Here is a 21991-nt window from a genome sequence, read left to right as displayed (position 1 = left end):
TGCGTTCAGGCTGAATGAGCGCACGCGGCGAACTGGACACCTATCAGGCCAAGCGGAACTTCGGCGTCACGCCCGAGCCGAAGGGCCGCAAGGCCAAGCCCCGCCAGAGCGGCCTGCGCTACCTGATCCAGCGCCACGCCGCGTCGCATCTGCACTACGACTTCCGCATCGAACACGACGGGGTGCTGAAGTCCTGGGCCGTGACCAAGGCCCCCTCGCGCGACCCCCACGTCAAACGGCTGGCGGTCGAGGTCGAGGACCATCCCCTCGACTACGGCGACTTCGAGGGGACCATCCCCTCAGGCAACTACGGGGCCGGCACGGTGCAGTTGTGGGACGTCGGCGAATGGACCCCGCAGGACAAGGATCTCGACGCCGCCTTCGCAAAGGGCGTCGTCAAGCTGACCCTCGACGGCGAACGGCTGAAGGGGGGGTGGGCCCTGATCCGGCTGAAGTCGGATCGCGGCAAACCGTCCAAGCGCGCCAACTGGCTGCTGATCAAGGAGAAGGACGCTCACGCCGTCGATGGAGAAGGCGACGCCCTGGCCGAGATCGACGCCTCGGTCGTCAGCGGGCGCAGTCTGGCCGAGATCGCCGAAGGTCATGCCGAATGGACATCGTCCAAGCCCGCGGCCCGCAAGACGGCCCCCAAGCCCGCCGTCGCCCCCAAAGCCCTCGCCAAGCCCCACGCCTTCGTGTCGATCCAGCTGTGTCAGGTCGCCGAACGCCCGCCCGCGACGCCCGGCTGGGTGCACGAGATCAAGTTCGACGGCTATCGAATCCAGGTCGCGACCGGCGGCGGGCGGGCGACCCTGCGCACCCGCAAGGGTCTGGACTGGAGCGACCGCTTTCCCGAACTGGCCGCAGACGCCGCCCATTGGCCCGACGCCGTAGTCGACGGCGAGTTGTGCGCCCTGGACATGGACGCCCTGCCGGACTTCTCGGCGTTGCAGACCGCCATCGCCGAAGGAAAAACCGACGCCCTCGTCTATTTCGCCTTCGACCTGCTGTTCGACGGGGCCGAGGACCTGCGCCCCCTGCCCCTGTCGCACCGCAAGGCGCGGCTGCAGGCCTGGTGCGACCGAGTGGCGAAATCTCATGGCGCGCGCCTGCGCTACGCCGACCATTTCGCCGTCAAGGGCGCGGCCGTTCTGGAAGGCGCCTGCCGCATGGGACTGGAGGGCGTCATCTCCAAGAAACTGGACGCCCCCTATCGCGCGGGCCGCTCCGCCGCCTGGCTCAAGTCCAAGTGCCGGGGCCGCGACGAGGTGGTGATCGGCGGCTGGTCCTCCGAGGACGGAAGCCGCTTCCGCTCCCTGCTGGTCGGGGTCAAGGCGAAGGGCGGGCTGCGCTATCTGGGTCGGGTCGGCACGGGCTATTCGGCGGCCCTGACCCGGACCCTGCTGCCCGCGCTGAAAGCCGCCGCCGCCGAGCGCTCGCCCTTCATCGCCACGCCCGATGCGGAGGACCAACTGCACTGGGTCAACCCTGTTCTGGTCGCCGAGATCGAACATGTGGGCTATTCCAGGGACGGCGTCCTGCGTCAGGCCGCCTTCAAGGGTCTGCGCGAAGACAAGAGCCCCGCCGACGTGAGCCCCCCGCCGCAGCCGCCGTCGTCCACCGCCAAGGCCGGAAAAATGGTCGTGGCGGGGGTGACCATCTCTCACCCCGACAAGGTTCTGTGGCCCGCCACCGATGACCACGCCGCCGTCACCAAGGCCGACCTGATCGCCTATTACGAAGCCGCCGCCGAACGCCTCCTGCCCCACATCCTCGACCGCCCCGTGTCGATCATCCGCGCGCCCGACGGCATCGACGGCCAGCGCTTCTTCCAGCGCCACGCCCTGACGAGCCGCCATTCCGGACTAAGAGACGTCGATGTGGGCGAAGGTCGGCCCTATGTCGCCGTCGCCGACCTCAGCGGCCTGATCGCCATCGGCCAGTCGGGCGGGCTGGAGCTGCACCCCTGGGGCTGCAAACCCGGCGATCCCGAGACCCCCGATCAGATCACCTTCGACCTCGACCCCGATGAGGGCCTCGACTTCGACGCCGTGGTCGCCGCCGCCAACCTGCTGAAGCCGCGCCTGGAGGCCCTGGGCCTGACGCCGTTCGTCAAGACCACCGGCGGCAAGGGTCTGCACGTGGTCGCCCCGATCAAGGCCGACGCCCGCAGCCGCATCGGCTGGGACCAGGCCAAGGCCTTCGCCAAGAGCTTCTGCGAAGCCCTGAAAGCCGACCATCCTGACCGCTTCACGACGACGATGGCCAAGAAGGCGAGGGGCGGGAAAATCTTCCTCGACTATCTGCGCAACGGGCGGGCCGCCACCGCCGTCGCCCCCTGGTCGCCGCGCGCCCGGCCCGGCGCCGGAATCGCCTGCCCCCTGTCGTGGGATCAGGTAAGGCCAGGACTGGACCCGACCGCCTTCAACCTGCTGACCGCCGCCGACCTGTTGCGGACACCTGATCCGTGGGCGGAGTTTCGCGTCTCGGCGGCGTCGCTGAAGCCCGCCCTGCGCAAGCTGGGCTAGGCCTTCAGCCGCTCGGCCAGAAAGTCGACGAAGACCCGCACCCGCGCCGGGGTGTTGGCCCCGCCGACGAAGACGGCGTGGATGTTCTCCACATCGCCCGGATTGAAATCCTCCAGCAGGGGGACCAGCCGACCCGCCGCCACTTCGTCGGCCACGCTGAAGGCCCCGACCCGCGTCACCCCCACGCCTGCCGCAGCCAGCTGGCCCAGGGTCTCGCCGTTGTTGGCCTCGACATCGCCCCTGACCGACAGGCTGTATTCCCGACCTTCACGCACAAACGGCCAGACCGGCTCGACGCGTCGGAAGTTGAAGTTCAGACAGTTGTGGTCGTGCAGATCCTCGGGCGTTCCCGGCGTGCCGCGCGCGGCCAGATAGGCGGGCGAGGCCACGATGACGCGCCGCGTTTCGCCCAGCTTGCGCGCCGTCAGACCACTGTCCGCCAGAGGGCCGAAACGGATGGCCACATCCGCCTGGCCCGCCGCCACATCGACCACCACATCGGTCAGGTTGATATCGACCAGGATGTGCGGATAGCGCGCGACGAAGTCGCCCAGCAGAGGCACCACGCACAGCCGTCCATGCGACAGGGAGGCGCTGACCCGCAGCCGGCCCCGCGGCGCGCCCTGATCGGCGATAGCCTGCTCGGCGTCGTCCAGATCGGACAGGATGCGCCGCGCCGCGCCCAGATAGGCCTGCCCCTCCGGCGTCAGGGTCAAAGTCCGGGTCGTGCGCAGCATCAGCCGCACCCCCAGCCGCGCCTCGATCCGGTCCAGGGTCCGGCTGACCGCCGAGGGCGTCAGCCCCAGCTCGCGCCCGGCGGCGGAAAAACTGCCGCTGTCCGCCACCGCCCCGAAGACCGCCATTTCGCGCGCCCGATCGGCGCCGCCCGGCTGCATCTTTGCGTTCATTTCAAAAATCCTTGGCCTGAACCGCCTCTAACGCGCGCGGCCGCCGTCGTCCATCTGTGCGCCTTCGAACAGAACGGAAGCGACCGTCATGGACTATCGTCAACTCGGATCATCAGGCCTGCGCGTGCCGGTTCTCAGCTTCGGCACAGGCACCTTCGGCGGCTCCGGCCCCCTCTTCGGGGCCTGGGGCAATAGCGATGTGGCCGAGGCGCGCCGCCTGATCGACATCTGCCTGGAGGCCGGGGTCAATCTGTTCGACACCGCCGACGTCTATTCCGACGGCGCCTCCGAAGACGTCCTGGGTCAGGCCATCAAGGGCCGCCGCGATCAGGTGCTGATCTCGACCAAGACCGGCCTGCCGACCGGCGACGGGCCGAACGACTGGGGCGTGTCGCGCGACCGGCTGATCCGCTCCGTCGAGACCGCCCTGCGTCGCCTCGGCACCGATCATATCGACCTGTTGCAACTGCACGCCTTCGACGCCTCGACCCCGGTCGAGGAGCTTCTGGCCACGCTGGATCTGCTGGTGACCTCGGGCAAGGTGCGCCACACCGGCGTGTCCAACTATCCCGGCTGGGCCCTGATGAAGGCGCAGGCCGCCGCCGACCGCCACGCCCGCCCCCGCTTCGTCGCCCATCAGGTCTACTACTCCCTGATCGGCCGCGCCTATGAGGCCGACCTGATGCCGCTGGGCGCGGATCAGGGTGTCGGCGCCCTGGTGTGGAGCCCCCTGGGCTGGGGCCGGCTGACCGGGAGAATCCGTCGCGACGCCCCCATCCCCGACGGCAGCCGCCTGCATCAGACCGCCGCCTTCGCGCCGCCGGTCGAGGACGAGCATCTGTATCGCGTCGTCGACGCCCTGGACGCCGTCGCCGCCGAGACCGGCAAGACCGTGCCCCAGGTAGCGATCAACTGGCTGCTGCAACGCCCGACCGTCTCGTCGGTCATCATCGGCGCCCGCAACGAAGAACAGTTGCGCCAGAACCTCGGCGCCGTGGGCTGGAGCCTGACGCCCGAACAGGTCGCCGCGCTCGACGCCGCCAGCCATGTCCTGCCGCCCTATCCCCACACGCCCTATCGCCAGCAGGAAGGGTTCGCCCGTCTGAACCCGGCCCTGGTCTGAGCCAAGGTTTCCTCCCCATGAAACTCAATCCCCCTCTTCTGGCCCTCGCCGTCGGCGCCTTCGGCATCGGCGTGACCGAGTTCGCGCCCATGGGCATGCTGCCCGTCATCGCCGGCGACCTGGGCGTCTCTATTCCGGCGGCTGGTCTGCTGGTCAGCGCCTACGCCTTCGGCGTCCTGATCGGGGCGCCGCTGATGACCCTGACCACCGGCCGCGTGCCGCGCCGAACCCTGCTGATCGGCCTGATGGGCATATTCACCCTGGGCAATCTGCTGTCGGCGATCGCCCCGGAATACTGGAGCCTGATGGCGGCGCGGGTCGTGACCTCGTTCAACCACGGCGCCTTCTTCGGCGTCGGCTCCATCGTCGCGGCCAGCGTGGTGGCGCCGAACAGGCGCGCGGGCGCCGTGGCCGCCATGTTCATGGGCCTGACCATCGCCAACATCACCGGCGTGCCCCTGGCCGCCTGGGCGGGCGAGACCCTGGGCTGGCGCGCCTCCTTCTGGGGCATTGCGGGACTGGGCGCCCTGGCCATGATCGCCCTGCGCCTGACCCTTCCGCACGGCAAGGTCGAGACAGCGACTGACGGCGGCGCCATGAAGGCCGAGCTCGCAGTGCTGAAGCGCGGTCCGGTGCTGGCGGCCCTGGCCCTGACCGTCATCGGCTCCAGCGCCATGTTCACGGTCTTCACCTATATCGCGCCGATCCTGAAGGAGCAGACCCTGGCCTCCAGCGCCTTCGTCACCGCCATGCTGGTCGTCTATGGCGTCGGCCTAACGGTCGGCAACTGGCTGGGCGGCCGCTTCGCCGACAGGTCGGTGGACCGCACCCTGATCGTCACTCTCGGCGCCCTGGCCGCCCTTCTGGTCCTGTTCGCCGTCATCATGCCCTGGCAGGCGCCCGCCGCCGTGGTCATCTTCCTGTGGGGCGTGGCCAGCTTCGCCCTGGTGCCGCCTCTGCAGATGCGGGTCATGACGGCCGCCGCCGACGCGCCCAACCTGGCCTCGGCCATGAACATCGGCGCCTTCAATCTGGGCAACGCCATCGGCGCGGCCCTGGGCGGGGCGGTCATCGGCCTGAACCTCGGCTATCCGGCCGTGGCCCTGGCCGGGGCGGCGATGGCGGCCTCGGGCCTGGTCCTGGTTCTGCTGCTCGTTCGGCGCGAGGCTCGCGTGGCGGAGACGGCTGCCGCCCGCTGCTAGTTCGAAAGACCGGCCCCTTCTTCATCCGAGGGAGGGGCCGCTTCGCCGCTTTGGTGCTAGGCTTGGTCTTTGCGATCAAGGAACACCCTCATGGCGGGCCTCAAGGACAAGCGCGGCTTCATCGACAAGGACCGGCTGGACCTGTCCGAACGTCAGGCCGTCGAATACTGGATGAAGCGCTGGGGCGTGACCCGCGACCAGATCGTCACCGCCCACCGCAAGGTCGGCCGCATGACCAAGGACATCGCCGCCGAGCTGGGCAAGAAGCGCTGATCAACCTGCCTTCTTCTTCGATGCGGCCTTCTTCGCGGCGGGCCTGGCCGGGGCCGACTTCGACGCCCCTCCCTTCAGACTGGCCTTCAGTGCGGCCATCAGATCGATGACATTGGTGTCGTCCGGCTCGGGGGCCGAGACCACGCCCTTTCCACCCGCCTGCTTGGCCGCGATCATCTCGCGCAGGGCCTCGTCGTAGCGATCGTGGAAGCGGGTCGGATCGAACTCCGCCTCCTTCTGTCCGATGATGCGGGCGGCGATCTCGACCATGTCGGCGTCCGCCGTCACCGTCGGAATATCGTCAAAGAAGTCGTCGGCCTTCTTCACCTCGTCGTGGGCGCGCAGGGTGTAGGCGACCAGCCCCTTGCCGTGGACCTCCAGGGCCAGCTGCCGCTCCTTGCCGCGCAGCACCAGCTGGCCCAGGGCGATCTTGCCCGCCGCCTTCATGGCCTCGCGGATCACGGCGAAGGCTTCAACCCCCACGCCCTTCTCCGGCACGACATAGAAGGGGTCGTCCCAGTAGAGGCGGTCGATGTCGGCCTCCTCGACGAACTGGTCGATGGCGATCGTCTTGGTGCTTTCCAGCCTCACCTTGTCGAAGTCGGCTTCGTCGAACAGGACGTACTGGTCCTTGGACACCTCATAGCCCTTGACCAGGTCAGACCGCTCGACCGGGCCCGTGTCCGGGTCCGTCGTCACCATGCGGATGCGGTTATTGGTCGCCGGGTTGATCAGGTGAAAGCGCACGTCGGCGGCGCTGCTGGTGGCGGTGTAGAGAGCGACGGGACAGGTCACCAGCGACAGCTTCAAATGCCCTTGCCAGGTCGGTCGCGCGGCCATGATCCGGTCCTCCAGCCCGTTTCAACGGATGGGTCAGGGATTCGTTCAGGCTCTGGCTCCGCCCGAAGAAGCGCGTAATCATCCGCCGCATGAACTGGATCGTCCGCCTGTTCCGTCTGCACGCCGCCCTGTGGCTGGGGCTGGCGGTGCTGGGCGCGGTCATCGCCCTGACGCCCGGCGCCCAAGACTGGCCGACGCGGATCGCAGCGGGATGGGGCGCGGGCGCCGCGGCCTTCCTGGCCCTGACCTTCGTCCGCCTGATGCGCGCCCGCTCGGTCGAGGCCATTCGCCGGCGCGCCGCCGAACTGGATCAGGCCGGCGGCGCGGTCCTGCCCCTCAGCCTGCTGGCGGCGGCCGCCAGCGTCTTCATCATCGTCATGGAGGCGGCGGGCGAAGGGCGTTCGTCGGCGACCAGCGCCCTCTTCTCCATCGGCGTCATCGCCCTGTCCTGGCTGTTCGTGCACCTCATCTTCACCCTGCACTACGCCCATGAGTTCTACGCACCCGAAGCAAGCGGGGACGGCGACCGGCAGGGACTGATCTTCCCGGGCGAGGATGACCCCGACTATTGGGACTTCCTGCACTTCGCCCTGATCATCGGCGTCGCCAGCCAGACCGCCGACATCCAGATCAGCAGTCGAAAGCTGCGCCGGATCGCCACCCTGCACAGCCTGGTCGCCTTCCTGTTCAACACGGTGATCCTGGCCCTGGCGGTCAATATGGCGGTCGGCCTGCTCTAGACTTTCCAGCCGCCCGCCTTGACTTGGCCGCTATTGAGGCCCATCTGCGCTGCATCGCACAATGCGATGACCGGCCCGTTCCAGCGCGTGTTGGGCTTCCCTCTCCGGAAGACCTGTCTGTCGAGCGGCCGGACATTCAAGTTCATACGTCGTCCATACACGCGGGGCGGCGCCCGTTCCCCGCCCGGCTTCCGGGCAGGCGACGCGCGCCCGCCCGGTCTTATCCGGCTGCGATCGTCGCCGTACGTGAAAGACAGACGTGAGCAACACCACCTTTGAATCCATGGGCCTGAACAAGGCCATCCTCCAGGCCCTGTCCGCGACCGGCTACGAGAAGCCGACGCCGATCCAGGCCAAGGCCATCCCCGACGTCATGGCGGGCAAGGACCTGCTGGGTATCGCCCAGACCGGCACCGGCAAGACGGCCGCCTTCGCCCTGCCGATCCTGCATCGCCTGGCCGAGAACCGCATCCCGCCGCGCCCGCGCACCACACGCGCCCTGATCCTGTCGCCGACGCGCGAACTGGCCACCCAGATCGGCGAGAGCTTCAAGCAGTACGGCGCCCATCTGGGCTTCCGCGTCGCCGTCATCTTCGGCGGCGTGAAGTACGGCGCCCAGGAACGCGCCCTGCAGCAGGGACTGGACGTCCTGGTCGCCGCCCCCGGCCGTCTGCTGGACCACATCCAGCAAAAGACCCTGGACCTGTCGACCTGCGAGATCTTCGTCCTGGACGAAGCCGACCAGATGCTGGACCTGGGCTTCATCAAGCCGATCCGTCAGATCGTCAGCCGCATCCCGGCCAAGCGCCAGAACCTCTTCTTCTCGGCCACCATGCCCTCGGAGATCGGCAAGCTGGCCGGCGAGCTGCTGAAGGACCCGGTCAAGGTCCAGGTCACGCCGCAGTCGACCACGGTCGAGCGCATCAAGCAGTCGGTCATCCACATCGAACAGGGCCGCAAGCGCGCCCTGCTGACCGAGCTATTCTCTGACCCCGCCTATACGCGCTGCCTGGTCTTCACCAAGACCAAGCACGGCGCCGACAAGGTCGCGGCCTATCTGGAAGCCGGCGGCGTCGAGGCCGGCGCCATCCACGGTAACAAGAGCCAGCCCCAGCGCGAGCGCGCGCTTGAGGCCTTCAAGAACGGCAAGCTGCGCGTCCTGGTCGCCACCGACATCGCCGCCCGCGGCATCGACGTGGACAAGGTCACCCACGTGGTGAACTTCGAGCTGCCCTATGTGCCCGAAGCCTATGTCCACCGCATCGGCCGTACGGCCCGCGCTGGCAAGGACGGCACGGCCATCAGCTTCGTCGCCGGCGACGAGATGAAGCTGCTGAAGGACATCGAGAAGGTCACCCGCCAGAAGATCCCGGCCGTGGACCGTCGCAACGACAAGGCCCTGGCCCAGCTGGACGCCTCCATCATGGCGGCGGGCGTGGCCAAGAAGGCGACCCTGCCCGAGCGCGAAGGTCGTGAAGGTCGGGGCGTCGGCGAAGGCCGCAACCGCGCCCGCAACCCCCGTCGCGAGGGCGTTCGCCCCGAGGGCGGCGGCCAGCCGCATCGTCAGCGCAAGGGCGGCCGCGACCGTACCCACCACGCCGAGCGTCCGGCGGCGGCCTATGATCCGATGGCGGGCGAACGTCCCAAGTCCTCGCCGCGCGCCCAGCCGGCGGCCGAGCCCAAGCCGGTCAGCGAAATGAAGCGCCGCCCCCGTCGTCGCCCGTCGAACGGCGGCAAGGGCTACGGCTCGCAAGGCTGATGATCCGGACTTCGGCCCCGATCTGAAGGCAAAGAAAAAGGGCGGCTCCTTTGCAGGAGCCGCCCTTTCCGTTTCAGCCTATGGCCGGGATCAGAAGGCCCAGCGCGCGCCCAGCGAAGCGACCAGGGCCGAACCCTCGGCCGTGCCGCGCAGGTGCGAGGTCACAGCCGCCGGGGTGCCGGCGTAGAAGGTGCGGTCGTCGTAGATGTCCGAGTCGCTGAAGGCGATGTAGGTCAGACCGGCGTCGAAGGTCACGCCCTCGGTCACCTCGGTCGAGCCGCCGACCGAAACCAGCAGACGGTCGGCGTCCGGGATGCGCGCCGTGCGCAGGCTGTCGCGGGTCGGGGTCGGATCATAGCCGACGCCGGCGCGCAGGGTGGTCTTGTCGCTGAGGGCGTAGTCCAGGCCGATCGCGCCCGTGGTCACGTCCTTGTAGTTCTGATGGATGGAGTCTCCACCGCCCGGATACTCGACGTTGATGGCGTCGAATTCGGACCAGCCGATGCGGTTGACCTGGGCGTTCAGGGTCAGCTTGTCGTTGACGGCGTAACGCACCGAGGCCGAGGCGAACCAGGGCGTGTTGAAGCTGGCCATGCCGCCGGTCGAGACGCTGTTGGGGGCCAGGGGGCCGGTCAGGACAATGTTCACGTCACCGTCCAGCTCATGCTCGATCTTGGAGCGGTAGGACAGGCCGAAGTCCCACGGGCCCTTGTGAACCTGGGCGCCGACGTTCCAACCGAAATCCCAACCGTCGCCTTCCAGCGAGGACGAACCGTCCGGCAGCAGGGGCGAGACCGACGGCATGGCCGAGGTCAGCTTGGCCTTGACGTACTGGGCGTTCAGGCCGGCGCCGACGTCCAGCCAGTCATTGACCTGATAGGCCACGGTCAGGCTGGCGTCGCCCGAGCGCAGCTCCGACGTCAGGGCGTCGTAGCGGGCGAAGGAGCCCGGCTCATACTTGGTGGTGAAGTTGTAGGGCGCGGCCACCGAGACGCCGACGGCGAAGCGTTCGCCGATGGGCGTGGCGAAGGCGAAGTTGGGCACCAGACCGCTTTCGATCGGGTCGACTTCGGTGTTGCGCGGATTGACCACGGGCACATTGGTTCCACCCGGATAGGTGACGTAAGAGCCGGCGTTCTTCACTTCCGAGTCGATGCGGATGGCGTGCATGCCGAACGACAGCTCACGACCGCTGCGGGCGATGGCGGCGGGGTTCCACCACATCGAACCCGTGCCGCGATCGGCGGCCTCGCCCGAGAAGGCGCGACCGGCGCCGCGCACCGACTGTTCCTGCAGATAGAAGGAGCCGGCGAAGGCCGGAGCGGCCACGGAGGCCATGAGGATCGCGAGGCCGCCGATGCGGGCCATGTTCCTGGGAGTCATACTGTTTCACCTATGTGGGACCGCCCGACCTTACTGCTGGCCGGGTCGTTGTTCGGGGAGAGAGGCGACGCTAACAGCCACAGCGCCTGTGTCATGAAAGCGTTGCGCCCAAGGCCCCTGTCGGACCGCAAATCGGCCAAACCGTGGCCGCGAAGTCGCACAATTTCACACCTTGGTGAGGTTACGTTACGGCAATATCAATGCCCATAGAACGCAGTTCTTGGGAAAGATCGTGTTCCGCAAGGTCAACTTCGACCTCATCGCGACCACGAATCACCAGCTGGGTTCCGACCTCTCCATCGCCGCCGAAGCCGAAGGGATAGCTGCCGAACGACAGGTCGCGGCGGGCGTCGGCGGCCGCTCTCAGCACCTCCGCGATCGCTCCTTCGCCGACGCCCAGGACCTTGATCGTGCGAACGTGAACCACGGCGCCGGTCCGCAGGCGCGGGGCCACGTCCTGCAGCATGGCCTCCATGATCTTCGGCACGCCGGCCATGACGAAAACATTGCCGATCTGGAACCCCGGCGCGTCGGTGACGGGATTGGCGATCAGTCCGCCGCCGTCAGGAATGCGCGCCATGCGACGACGCGCGGCGTTGAACTCCCCTGGTCCATAGCGCCGCTCGAGGATGGCCAGGGCCTCGGGATGTTCGCGCACCGCCACGCCGAAGGCCGCGCCGACGGCGTCGGCTGTGATGTCGTCATGGGTCGGGCCTATGCCCCCGGTGGTGAAGACATAGTCGTGGGCCTCGCGCAGGACGTTCAGCGCGCCCGCGATCTGATCCTGGCGATCACCGACCGTGCGGGCCTCCAGCAAGTCGATCCCCAGGCTGGCCAGAAAACGGGCGATGACGTTCAGGTTGGTGTCCCGGGTCCGGCCGGACAGGATTTCGTCCCCGATGATCAGGACGGCGGCGGTGGGTGCGGCGGTTTCAGTCATGCGTCTCAGATAGGCGCCGCCTTCCGCCGCGTCATCGGCGCCGCCTGACGGGGTTGAGCTTTTGTGCTAGGCTCGCCATCTGACGCTCAAGACAACAGCCTGGCCGCTCCCCCCGTTTCGCGGCTCGCCCGAAAGCAGATCATGTACGAGACCCCCGACCTGGACACCGACGCCTTCGTCCGCAGCCACGAAATCCGCATCCACGACGCGGAGGCCTTCGAAGGCATGCGCAAGGCCGGCCGTCTGGTGGCCGAGGCCCTGGACATGATCGGCGAGCATGTGAAACCGGGCGTGACCACCGGCGCACTGGATGACCTGATCCGCGACTTCACCCTGGCCAATGGCGGCGTGCCCGCCTGCCTCGGTTACAAGGGCTACACCCGGACGATCTGCACCTCGATCAACCATGTCGTCTGCCATGGCATTCCCGGCGACAAGGTCCTGAAGGAAGGCGACATCGTCAACATCGACCACACCGTCATCGTCGATGGCTGGCATGGCGACTCGAGCCGCATGTTCCCGGTCGGCGAGATCAACGCCCGTGCGCGCAAACTGATCGATGTCACCTATGACTCGCTGGAACTGGGCCTGGCCCAGGTCAAACCGGGCAACACCTTCGGCGACATCGGCTACGCCATCCAGAAATTCGTCGAGGCCCAACGCATGAGCGTGGTGCGCGACTTCTGCGGCCACGGCATCGGCCGGGTCTTCCACGACAGCCCCAACGTCCTGCACTACGGTCGTCGCGGCGAGGGCGCCGTGCTGAAGCCGGGCATGTTCTTCACCGTCGAGCCGATGGTGAACCTGGGCAAGCCCGCGGTGAAGGTGCTGTCGGACGGCTGGACCGCGGTGACCCGGGACAAGTCCCTGTCGTCGCAATGCGAGCACACCATCGGCGTGACCGAGGACGGGCTGGAAATCTTCACCGCCTCGCCCAAGGGCCTGTTCCGCCCGAAATTCTGAGTTAGTCTCCCCCTCGGGGGAGGCTGATGCTGGATCAACCGCCGGAACAACCGAAAGCCAGGCCGCACCATGCCGGCCATCGCGAGCGGCTGCGCGAACGCGCTCGCACGGCGGGCCTCCACCATCTGCCGGACTATGAGCTGCTGGAGCTCTTTCTGTTCCGCAGTCAGCCGCAGGGCGACGTCAAACCGATCGCCAAGGCCCTGCTGACCCGCTTCGGTTCGCTGGCGGCGGTGCTGGCGGCTTCGGTAGAAGACCTGATGACCGTTCGCGCCGAGGATTCACGCGGCCGATCCAAGGGCGTCGGCGCCGAAACCGCCCTGGATCTGGCCGCCCTGCACGAGGTCTCGCGCCGCGTGGCCAAGGAGGAGGCCAACAAGCGCACCGTCATCTCGTCATGGACGGCCCTGCTGGCCTATGTCCGCCTGTCGCTGCAGCATGAGCCGCGCGAGCAGCTCCGCGTCCTCTACCTCGACAAGAAGAACCAGCTGATCCTCGACGAGATCCAGAACCGGGGCACGGTCGACCACGCCCCCGTCTACCCCCGCGAGGTGGTCCGTCGGGCGCTGGAGCTGTCGGCCAGCGCCATGATCATCGTCCACAACCACCCCTCGGGCGACCCGACCCCCAGCCGCGCCGACATCGACATGACCAGGCAGGTGATCGAGGCCGCCCGCGCGCTCAGCCTGCAGGTCCACGACCACCTCGTCGTCGGCCGCGAGGGCGTGGCCAGCTTCAAGCAACTGGGACTGATGTGACTGTTCTTTCGACCGCGCGTCTGACCCTGGCGCCCGTCGCCGTCGATGACATGGACGACCTGACCGCCCTGTGGGCCGACGCCGGGTTCACGCGCCACATCATGGGGCGCGGCCTGTCGGAGGAAGAGGTCTGGTTCCGTCTGCTGCGCGACATCGGCCACTGGCAGGCCAGGGGCTATGGCAACTGGTCGATCCGTGAGACGGACACGGGCGCCTACGTCGGCAGCGTCGGGGTTCTGGACTACCGCCGCGAAATCGACCCGCCGCTCGACGCGCCGGAGCTGGGCTGGGGCGTGGCCCCCGCCTTCCAGGGTCAGGGGATGGCGCTCGAGGCGCTGCGGGCGGCCCTCGTCTGGACGGACGCCCATCGCCCTGAGCCCCGCACGGTCTGCATGATCTCGCCCGAGAACACGCCCTCGGTGAAGCTGGCCGAGCGGGTCGGCTACCGCCCCTATGCCCATGCCGGCTACAAGGGGGCAAGCGTCACCCTGTTTGAACGGCCCCGCGCGGTTGCGGGCTGACAGCGGGCGGATACCTCTTTAGGTTTTACAGTTCAGATCCGACCTTCCGGTTTCGAGAGTAGCTTCATGCCCATGTCCGTCGACGTCCTTCGCGCCCACCTGGTCGAGGCCTTCCCCGATGCGGACATCGCCATCGAGGACCTGGCGGGCGACGGCGACCACTATCGCGCCAGGATCGTCTCCAACGCCTTCAAGGGCCTGCCGCGCGTGCGCCAGCACCAACTGGTCTATGGCGCGCTGAAGGGTCAGATGGGCGGGGAGTTGCACGCCCTGGCGCTGGAGACCTCGGCCCCCGTCGAGGCTGGCTGAACATGAGGTATCGCCCGTTCGGCGCCACCGGCGCGGCGGTCTCCAACCTGACCCTGCGCCTCGGAAGCGAAGCCCTGGGGCGCGGCCGCGCCGCTCTCAGCGAACTGATCTTCACCGCGCTCGAGGCGGGGGTGAACAGCTATCATCTGGAGAACGCCGACCCGGTTCTGGCCGAGGTCGTCGGCGAAGCCCTGGGTCACGTCGAACGGCGGCTGGTCTGCGTCGGCCTGACTCTCGGCGTCGGCGACGGCCGCAGGAAGGGTCATCGCGACTTTTCGGCGGAGGCGCTGAGCCATGCGATCGATCAGGCCCTGCATGCTTCAGGCCTGGGCTGGTTCGACGTGGCCGTGCTGGATGAACCCGCCGACGACGAACTGCCGCAAGCCTCCCTCGTCGTTCTGAAGGCTCAGCGCAAGGCCGGGCACGTGCGCCTGCTCGGCGTATCAGGCGACGCGCCCGTGATGGACGTCTATGTCTCGACCGGAGCCTTCGACGTGCTCTACACGCCCTTCCACGCCAATGTGGAATGGCGCATCCGGTCCAGGATGCGCGCCGCCCGCGAGCGCGACATGGCCATCTTCACCTACGACTACTTCCCCGAAAGCCTGTCGACCGAACGCAAGGCCGCCGGTGCGGGCGCGACGCCCAAAAAGAAGGGTCTGTTCGGCTTCGCATCCAAGACCGTCGAACCGGGCCTGGCCAACGCCGGCTCCTTCGCCTTCCTGCACCAGACGCCGAATTGGAAGGCAGAGGAGATCTGCCTGGCCTTCACCCTGACCGACCCCGCCATCGCCAGCGTCATGGTCAACGCCATCAATCCGGAGCGCATGGAAGCCCTGGCCGCCGTGCCCGAGCGCGACCTGCCGCCCGGCCTGTCGGCCCAGATAGAGATGGCGCGCGTCGGCTCGGCAGCCGCTTGAAGCGCGCTAGCCGCCGAGCGCCGTGAACGGTCCGTTGAGGAAGCCCGGCTTGCGATAGGCCAGACGCTGGCCGTCCGCGCCCAGAACCCGCCCCCCGGCGGCCTCCAGCACCGCCTGACCCGCCGCCGTATCCCATTCGCTGGTCGGACCCGTGCGCGGATAGGCGTCAAAGCGCCCCTCGGCGATCAGGCAGAACTTCAAAGACGAGTCCGTGCCTTGCCACTGACTGCAGCCATGACGCGCGGCCAGACGCGTCGCCTCCTCGTCGGTCATGCTGTGGCTCAACAGGGCGACGCCCTCGGCCGGACGGTCGCGCACCTTGATCGGCCGCCAGGCCTCGCCGAAGACGCGACGCACCGCCCCCTTGCCCGGCGCCGTCGAAGCCCAGGTGATCCCCGTGGCGGGGGCGGTCACCACGCCCGCGACCGGCGCGTCGCCGCGCATCAGGGCGATGTTGACGGTGAAGCTCTCGCGCCCCTGAACAAAGCCCTTGGTGCCGTCCAGCGGGTCGATCAGCCAGAACCATTCTCCGACGGCGGCGGGCACGCCATCGGCGGCGGAAGCCTCTTCGGCCACGGCCTCGACATCGGGCCAATGCTCCGCCAGTCGCTGCAGAATCAAGGCTTCGGCGGCGCGGTCCGCTTCGGTCACCGGACTGGCGTCAGACTTGGTCTCGACCGCCGTGCCGCTGCGCCAGTAGGGCAGGATCAGACGCGCCGCCTCTTCCGCGATATCGGCGATGGTCTCGGCGAGGGCGCCAGAGGCGAGGTCGGTTTCAAGGGCGTGCGTCATGTCATCGCTTCGATAGCCCATGCGCCCGGTTTCAAGAACCGGCAAATCAGGTCAGCCTTGGCCATTCCCGCCAGCAAACCGTCCGACCGATGACCCTCTCCGATCTTCCCGCCGCAGCGCTCCCGGGCGAACTGAACGCCGCCGATCTGCCGCTGGGCGGCGCCGAGTTGGCCGCCTTCATCGCCGGCAAGCTGTGCCATGACTTCATCAGTCCGGCGGGCGCCATTATGTCGGGGCTGGACCTGCTGGAGGATCCGACGGCTCAGGACATGCGCGACGACGCCATGGGCCTGATCCGCCAGAGCGCGAAGAAGATGGTCGCCCACGTCCATTTCGCCCGGGTCGCCTTCGGCGCCGCCACCACCAGCGAAGAATTCGTTTCGGCCGAACTGCGCGGCCTGGTCGCCAACCTGTCCGAGGGCGGACGGGCGACGCTCGACTGGCGCATCGCCGACGAAGCGACCTTTACCAAGACCCAGGCCCGCATCCTGATCAATCTGGCGTGGATGACCCTGGGCGCCCTGCCCACCGGCGGCGTCGCCACCATCACCGCGGGCCAGGAGGACAGCCGTCTTCTGCTGATCGGCTCGGCCGAGGGCAATCGCGCCCGGCTCAAGCCCGAGGCCTTGACCGGCCTGAAGGGTGAACGCCTGACCGAGGGTCTGGCCGGCCAATGGATCCAGCCCTACTGGTTATGGCTGGCCGTCAACCAGGCCGGGGGACGTCTCGATGTCGCTGGCGACGAGGGTCGCGTCGGCCTGATCGCCCGCCTCCCCGCCTAGACGACACGTCGCTGAACCGCCCCTCCAATCGTCCGTTAACATCCGCGCGCGATCATGGCACAAGCCGCGCTCCGGTCTTGCGCGCAACGGGAAGAAGCTCTTGGACCCCAGGACCTGCCTGATCGTCGATGACAGTCGGATCATCCGGAAAGTCGCTCGCCGCATTGTTGAAGACCTCGGATTCGAGGTGGACGAAGCCGCCGACGGCGCCGAAGCCCTGACCTATTGCATGGGCGTCATGCCCCATGTGGTCCTGCTGGACTGGCAGATGCCGGTCATGGACGGACTGGCCTTCCTGCGCCGTCTGCGCGATCTGCCGAACGGTCGGACGCCCAAGGTTCTGTTCTGCACCATCGAGACCCGGGCGGACCGTATTGCAGAAGCCCTGTCCGCAGGAGCCGACGATTATGTTATGAAGCCTTTTGACGGCGAGATCCTTCTTTCGAAACTCGCCGAAGTGGGAGCTGTTCAGTCACCGTCATGACGCCGGAAGATTTCGATCGTCTTCAGACCTTGCTGGCGACGCGCGCCGGCTTTCGGCTGACGCGCGACCGGATGCATCTGGCCGAGCACCGACTGGGCCCGGTCGCCCGTCGCGAAGGCTACCACAATGTCGAAGCCATGCTGTCCAGCCTCTGGAGCAAGCCGGTCGCCTCGCTCGGCTGGGCGGTGATCGAGGCCCTGCTGAACAGCGAGACCTGGTTCCGTCGCGACCGGGCCGTCTTTGACGTTTTCTCGCGTGAACTGATGCCCGCCCTGACCGCCGCCCGCCCCGGCGGCAAGGTCCGCCTGTGGTCCGCCGGGGCCTCGACAGGCCAGGAAGCCTACTCCCTGGCCATCGCCGCGCTCGAAGCCCGCGCGGACGCCGAAATCATCGCCACCGACCTTTCACGACCGGCCATCGAAAAGGCGACCTCCGGCCTCTATACGTCGTTCGAGATCCAACGCGGCCTCTCGGCTCGCACAATGTTGCGCTGGTTCGAACAGGTCGACGAGCACTGGCGCGCACGCCCCGAACTGCGCGGCGCCGTGACCTTCGAGCGCGCCAATCTTCTGGACGAACCCGCCGACGATCGTAAGTTCGACGTCATCTTCTGCCGCCACGTGCTCAATGATCTTGAGCCGGCGCGACGCGCCCGCGTCCTGGACATGCTGGAACGCCGCCTGGTGGACGACGGCTGCCTCTTCCTCGGCCTCGACGAACGTCCCGAAGGCGACAGCATCGCCTTCCGCCCCGTGGCCGGCCGCAAGGGTCTTTACGTCAAGGCGCCCTCAGCCCTGCGCCGCGCCGCCTAGCAGGCCTGCCGCCGCCGTCGCCTTGACCCCTGGCCCCGCGAACTCGCTGAACACCAGATCATCGACGCCGAAATACTCGGCCTGATTCAGCGCGCACCAGTCTGTCGTGACCAGGCGCGCCGTGGGCCGCCTGCCCTCGACGCCCGCGCCATACAGAAAATCGCCGCTGCGTTCCGCCAAAGGCATGGGTCGGTCCTGATTGGCCCGCGCCATGAAACCCGCCAACCGCTCGGCCGGCGCCTCAGCGACCATCAACTTGCCGTCGAAACGCACCACCGCGTCGAAGGCGTAGCGCGTCACCGGCCCGGCGGGCAGGCCCGTTCCCAAGGTCGTGTGGCCGATGAAACCGGCATCCGCGCCCGCCGCCCGCGCCATGGCGGCGGCGACGGCGCGCCCCGTTTCGCCCAGCGTCAGGGCGCGCGGACTGACGCCCAGCACCGCCTTCTCCTCAGCGGTCAGATGCGTCGCCAGGGTCGTCGCGATCAGGTCGGCGATACGCGGCGACGGCGCGGCGTCCAGGTCCACGGCTGTCGAGCCCAGCATGATCCGCCCGTCGTCATACAGCGTCGCCGTCGTATAGGCGTTGCTCCACGATCCGGTATGAGCATAGACGCTGCGCCCCTGTTCGTTCTGGAACAGCAGATGGTTGTGGCCGCCGATCATCAGGGCGCCGTCGGGCAGCAGAGGGAGGATGTCGCGATCTCCGGCCACCCCCGCATGGCTCATCACCAGCATCAGGTCGGCTCCGTCCAGCAGGCGCGCCAGATCGCCCTTCGCCCACGCGCCTGGCTCGGGGATCGTCAACCAGTCGCGGCTGGCCTTGGGATAGGTGTTCAGCGCATTCGTGCCCGCCCCGACGATGCGCAGCCTGCGGTCGCCCCAAGGCAGGGTGACGACCGCATCCGCGTAGGCCCGGCCGTCGCGCGCATCGATGATATTGCTGACGACGACGATCCCCAGCGCCCGCATCCGCGCCACGACCTCGTGCAGGTCAGGCGTCAGATCGTTGTCGTGATTGCCCAGATTGACCACCGTCGGCGCCAATTTCGGCAACTCGGCCAGAAAGGCCCAGTCGATGGCCCCGCCGGATCGCACCGAGACGACATTGCCGTGCTCGAAGACGTCCCCGTCGACGGCGATCAGGTGCGGCGCAGCCGATCTCGCGATCTCGGCCTCGAGGGCCGCCAGCAAGCGTCCTGTCCGTTCATAGGCCGAATGCAGGTCCGACATGGCCAGAACCCGGCCCAGAACGCGCGCCTCGGACACGGGCGTCAGAGCGCCCAGTCCCGGCGCGGAAGCGGCCACGGCCATCAACTGGAAGAAGCGGCGGCGATGGAGGGGGGTCATCGTCATGGGGCGTCCCTGTCAGTCGCGCCCGGCGCATTCAGGGAAATCTCACCGAAAACAGGCGGCGCAGCCCCGCCGTTTCGCATGAGACATTGCGCCGCACAATAGAGTCGGTCGCGGCTTCTCCCCCATTGGCGTCGAGTTTTCCGCCACCGTGTCCGTGTCGCGAAAGCTTCATCGAACAGGCGTCGTCCATACTGGAAAAAGCGTCGCCATGGACCTAGGCCCTCGCCAGTTTCAATGAGGACCCTCCCCCATGTCCCCTCGCCTCACCGCCCTCGCGGTTTCCGCCAGCAGCCTCGCCCTGCTCATCGCCGCCCCGGCCCTGGCCCAGACTGCGCCCCAGGCCGACGTCGCCGCCGAACAGGCCGTCAGCGTCGATGAAATCGTCGTCACCGCCCAGCGTCGCAGCGAGAACATCCGCGACGTGCCCTTCGCCGTCACCGCGATGAACACCGAGACCCTGACCGCCGTTTCAGCGGGCGGCGCCGACATCCTCAGTCTGTCGGGCCGGGTGCCCAGCCTGCAGGTCGAAAGCTCGAACGGTCGTTACGCTCCGCGCTTCTACATCCGCGGCCTCGGCAACGTGGACTTCGACTTCACCGCCTCGCAGCCCGTGTCGATGGTGATGGACGAGCTGGTTCTGGAAAGCGTCTATCTGAAGGGCTTCCCCCTGTTTGACGTGAAGCAGCTGGAAGTGCTGCGCGGACCGCAAGGCACCCTGTTCGGCCGCAACACCCCCGCCGGCGTCATCAAGATCGACACGACCAAGCCCGGCGACGACTTCACCGGCTTCGGCTCGATCACCTACGGCAACTATGGCTCGACCCGCGCCGAAGCCGCCGTGACCCTGCCCGCCTCCGACACCCTGTCGGTGCGCGTCGCCGCCCTGTGGAACCACCGCGACGACTATATCAACAACGCCTGGGACGCCCCCTTCGCCAGCAAGGACGGCAAGGACCTGGGCAATTTCGATGACATGGCCGGCCGCATCCACGTCGCCTGGACCCCGACCGACCGCCTGTCGACCCTGCTGACCTTGCAGGCCCGCGACTACGAGGGCACGGGCACGATGAACCGCGCCAACGTCCTGACCAAGGGCTCGAACAAGCTGAACGACAACTTCGACCGCGAGACGGTCTGGTATGACGGCGGCCGCAACAACTTCCAGAAGCAGCAGACCACCTCGCAGTCGCTGCAGGTCGCCTATGACTTCGGTCCGGCGACCCTGACGGGCGTCGTCGGCTCCTTCCAGGGCTGGAGCCAGGGCGACGGCGACATCGACGGCGGCGTGGCCTCGGCTCCCGTCGGTTCGGGCTACAAGACCCCGTTCAACGTCGAGTCAGGCACCCTCTCCAGCGACCTGCTGCAGAACACCTATGAACTGCGCCTGGCCTCGAACGGCGAAGGCCGTCTGGGCTGGCAGGTCGGCGCCTTCTACTGGGACGAGCGTATCAACCTTGTGTCGGGCACCTTCAACGGCACGGGCGGTCTGATGCCGACCAAGGTCACCGACATCGTGCAGAAGTCGGACTCCTGGTCGATCTTCGGTCAGGCCAATTATCAGGTCACCGACGCCCTGAAGCTGACCGGCGGTCTTCGCTACACCGACGACAACCGCGACTATCACGGCCGCATCACGGTCGGCACGCCCGCCAACGCCGAGGGCCAGGTCTCGGTCGGCGACGAAAAGGTCAGCTGGGACGTCAGCGCCCTCTACGAGGTCAACGACAGCCTGAACCTGTTCGCCCGCGTGGCCAGCGGCTATCGCGGTCCGTCGATCCAGGGCCGCAACCTGCCGGTCCTGACCACGGCCGACTCCGAAACCGTCATGTCCTATGAGGCCGGCCTCAAGTCGCGCCTGTGGAACGGCCGCGCGCGTCTGAACGCCACGGCCTACCTCTACAACGTCGAGGACATGCAGTTCACGGCCATCGGCGGCATCGACAACTCCAACCGCCTGATCAACGCCGACAAGGGTCAGGGCTACGGTCTGGAAATCGACGGCGACGTCTACCTGGGCGCGGGCTTCACCCTGGCCGGCGGCGTGGCCTGGAACCACACCGAGATCAAGGACAAGGACCTGCTGGTCGCCATCTGCGGCAACCACCTGTGCACCATCACCGATCCGATCGTGAAGGTCGGCGCGAGCGACCGCGCCGCCATCGACGGCAACCCCTTCCCGCAAGCCCCGGAGTATTCGGCCAACCTGACCCTGTCCTACGTCCGCCCCATCGGCGACGACCAGGAGCTGTTCGCCTCGACCGACTGGGTAATGCAGAAGGACTTCAACCTCTTCCTCTATGAAGCGGTCGAGTTCCGTCAGGACGCCAACTTCGAAGGCGGCCTGCGCGCAGGCTGGCGGGATCTGAACCGTGGTCTGGAAGCCGCCGCCTATGTCCGCAACATCACGGACGAGGCCAATGTCATCGGCGCCATCGACTTCAACAACCTGACGGCCTTCGTCAACGAACCGCGCATGTACGGCGTGGAGCTGTCGAAGCGTTTCTAAGCCTTTACGGCTGATCGCATCGGAGGGCGGCGACGGGGAGACCTGTCACCGCCCTCTTGCCATTCCGGTCCAGCTTGGTCCTACTGCCGGACAGA

21 protein-coding genes are annotated in these 21991 nt (G+C 67.7%); 15 read left to right on the top strand and 6 right to left on the bottom strand.

The features are described 5' to 3' along the window. Positions 1 to 14: 14 nt before the first annotated feature. On the top strand, positions 15 to 2528 hold the full coding sequence (ligD, locus tag ACZ5XO_RS00845; protein ID WP_464163459.1) for a DNA ligase D: 2514 nt from the start codon (positions 15 to 17) through the stop codon (positions 2526 to 2528). Here ligD and ACZ5XO_RS00840 read toward each other — a convergent pair. Next, on the bottom strand, positions 2525 to 3436 hold the full coding sequence (locus ACZ5XO_RS00840; protein ID WP_464163458.1) for a LysR family transcriptional regulator: 912 nt from the start codon (positions 3434 to 3436) through the stop codon (positions 2525 to 2527). The two genes, ligD and ACZ5XO_RS00840, sit on opposite strands and share 4 nt — an antisense overlap. Before the next feature lie 88 nt (positions 3437 to 3524). On the opposite strand from ACZ5XO_RS00840, the gene ACZ5XO_RS00835 reads away from it, so the two are divergent. From ACZ5XO_RS00835 to ACZ5XO_RS00825, 3 genes are all read left to right on the top strand, one after another. Beyond that, a complete protein-coding gene (locus tag ACZ5XO_RS00835; protein WP_464163457.1) occupies positions 3525 to 4559 on the top strand; it encodes an aldo/keto reductase in 1035 nt (344 codons plus the stop codon). A 17-nt stretch (positions 4560 to 4576) separates the two neighbouring features. After that, positions 4577 to 5761, top strand: a complete 1185-nt coding sequence (locus ACZ5XO_RS00830; RefSeq protein ID WP_464163456.1) for an MFS transporter — start codon at positions 4577 to 4579, stop codon at positions 5759 to 5761. 90 nt (positions 5762 to 5851) lie between these two features. Beyond that, the gene (locus ACZ5XO_RS00825) at positions 5852 to 6034 is read left to right on the top strand and encodes a DUF3606 domain-containing protein (RefSeq protein ID WP_292084701.1); all 183 of its coding nucleotides are present in this window, start codon (positions 5852 to 5854) and stop codon (positions 6032 to 6034) included. On the opposite strand, the gene ku is transcribed toward ACZ5XO_RS00825, so the two are convergent. Beyond that, positions 6035 to 6874, bottom strand: coding sequence for a non-homologous end joining protein Ku (gene ku, locus ACZ5XO_RS00820; protein WP_464163455.1), 840 nt, complete (start codon positions 6872 to 6874; stop codon positions 6035 to 6037). 89 nt (positions 6875 to 6963) lie between these two features. On the opposite strand from ku, the gene ACZ5XO_RS00815 reads away from it, so the two are divergent. Beyond that, entirely contained in the window at positions 6964 to 7614 is a 651-nt protein-coding gene (locus tag ACZ5XO_RS00815) for a DUF1345 domain-containing protein (protein ID WP_464163454.1), read from the top strand. A gap of 283 nt (positions 7615 to 7897) precedes the next feature. Beyond that, on the top strand, positions 7898 to 9373 hold the full coding sequence (locus tag ACZ5XO_RS00810) for a DEAD/DEAH box helicase (RefSeq protein ID WP_464164947.1): 1476 nt from the start codon (positions 7898 to 7900) through the stop codon (positions 9371 to 9373). 90 nt (positions 9374 to 9463) lie between these two features. Here the strand turns inward: ACZ5XO_RS00810 and ACZ5XO_RS00805 are convergent, their stop codons facing one another. After that, complete coding sequence (locus ACZ5XO_RS00805; protein ID WP_464163453.1) at positions 9464 to 10756, bottom strand: OmpP1/FadL family transporter; 1293 nt, start codon at positions 10754 to 10756, stop codon at positions 9464 to 9466. Positions 10757 to 10937: 181 nt separating this feature from the next. Then, a complete protein-coding gene (locus ACZ5XO_RS00800) occupies positions 10938 to 11696 on the bottom strand; it encodes a competence/damage-inducible protein A (protein ID WP_464163452.1) in 759 nt (252 codons plus the stop codon). 141 nt (positions 11697 to 11837) lie between these two features. Here ACZ5XO_RS00800 and map point away from each other — a divergent pair, with 141 nt between their 5' ends. The 5 genes from map to ACZ5XO_RS00775 all read left to right on the top strand — a co-directional run bounded on the left by map (position 11838) and on the right by ACZ5XO_RS00775 (position 15167). Further along, positions 11838 to 12659: a type I methionyl aminopeptidase gene (gene map / locus ACZ5XO_RS00795; RefSeq protein WP_464163451.1), complete on the top strand. Its 822-nt coding sequence runs from the start codon at positions 11838 to 11840 to the stop codon at positions 12657 to 12659. A gap of 26 nt (positions 12660 to 12685) precedes the next feature. After that, positions 12686 to 13417 (top strand): RadC family protein, encoded by a 732-nt coding sequence (gene radC, locus ACZ5XO_RS00790; protein WP_464163450.1) that lies wholly within the window; start codon positions 12686 to 12688, stop codon positions 13415 to 13417. Then, on the top strand, positions 13414 to 13938 hold the full coding sequence (locus tag ACZ5XO_RS00785; protein ID WP_464163449.1) for a GNAT family N-acetyltransferase: 525 nt from the start codon (positions 13414 to 13416) through the stop codon (positions 13936 to 13938). The genes radC and ACZ5XO_RS00785 overlap by 4 nt, the downstream gene beginning before the upstream one ends. Positions 13939 to 14004: 66 nt before the next feature. After that, a complete protein-coding gene (locus ACZ5XO_RS00780) occupies positions 14005 to 14247 on the top strand; it encodes a BolA/IbaG family iron-sulfur metabolism protein (RefSeq protein ID WP_464163448.1) in 243 nt (80 codons plus the stop codon). A gap of 2 nt (positions 14248 to 14249) precedes the next feature. After that, a complete protein-coding gene (locus tag ACZ5XO_RS00775) occupies positions 14250 to 15167 on the top strand; it encodes an aldo/keto reductase (protein WP_464163447.1) in 918 nt (305 codons plus the stop codon). 6 nt (positions 15168 to 15173) lie between these two features. Here ACZ5XO_RS00775 and cysQ read toward each other — a convergent pair whose 3' ends face one another. Beyond that, positions 15174 to 15959: a 3'(2'),5'-bisphosphate nucleotidase CysQ gene (cysQ, locus tag ACZ5XO_RS00770; RefSeq protein WP_464163446.1), complete on the bottom strand. Its 786-nt coding sequence runs from the start codon at positions 15957 to 15959 to the stop codon at positions 15174 to 15176. An 89-nt stretch (positions 15960 to 16048) separates the two neighbouring features. On the opposite strand from cysQ, the gene chpT reads away from it, so the two are divergent. The 3 genes from chpT to ACZ5XO_RS00755 all read left to right on the top strand — a co-directional run bounded on the left by chpT (position 16049) and on the right by ACZ5XO_RS00755 (position 18037). Next, positions 16049 to 16741 carry a histidine phosphotransferase ChpT gene (gene chpT / locus ACZ5XO_RS00765; RefSeq protein WP_464163445.1) on the top strand — a complete coding sequence of 231 codons (693 nt, stop codon included), beginning with the start codon at positions 16049 to 16051 and terminating at the stop codon, positions 16739 to 16741. Between the two features lie 100 nt (positions 16742 to 16841). Next, entirely contained in the window at positions 16842 to 17225 is a 384-nt protein-coding gene (locus tag ACZ5XO_RS00760; RefSeq protein WP_464163444.1) for a response regulator, read from the top strand. Next, on the top strand, positions 17222 to 18037 hold the full coding sequence (locus tag ACZ5XO_RS00755; protein WP_464163443.1) for a CheR family methyltransferase: 816 nt from the start codon (positions 17222 to 17224) through the stop codon (positions 18035 to 18037). The genes ACZ5XO_RS00760 and ACZ5XO_RS00755 overlap by 4 nt, the downstream gene beginning before the upstream one ends. Here ACZ5XO_RS00755 and ACZ5XO_RS00750 read toward each other — a convergent pair. After that, positions 18014 to 19390: a metallophosphoesterase gene (locus ACZ5XO_RS00750; protein WP_464163442.1), complete on the bottom strand. Its 1377-nt coding sequence runs from the start codon at positions 19388 to 19390 to the stop codon at positions 18014 to 18016. The two genes, ACZ5XO_RS00755 and ACZ5XO_RS00750, sit on opposite strands and share 24 nt — an antisense overlap. A gap of 250 nt (positions 19391 to 19640) precedes the next feature. Here ACZ5XO_RS00750 and ACZ5XO_RS00745 point away from each other — a divergent pair, with 250 nt between their 5' ends. After that, positions 19641 to 21896 (top strand): TonB-dependent receptor, encoded by a 2256-nt coding sequence (locus tag ACZ5XO_RS00745; RefSeq protein WP_464163441.1) that lies wholly within the window; start codon positions 19641 to 19643, stop codon positions 21894 to 21896. Positions 21897 to 21991: the final 95 nt, after the last annotated feature.

This window comes from Brevundimonas sp. T2-11 (assembly GCF_055397675.1).
Note: the sequence above shows the minus strand (reverse complement) of the source record. Positions and strands in the feature narration are given on the sequence as shown.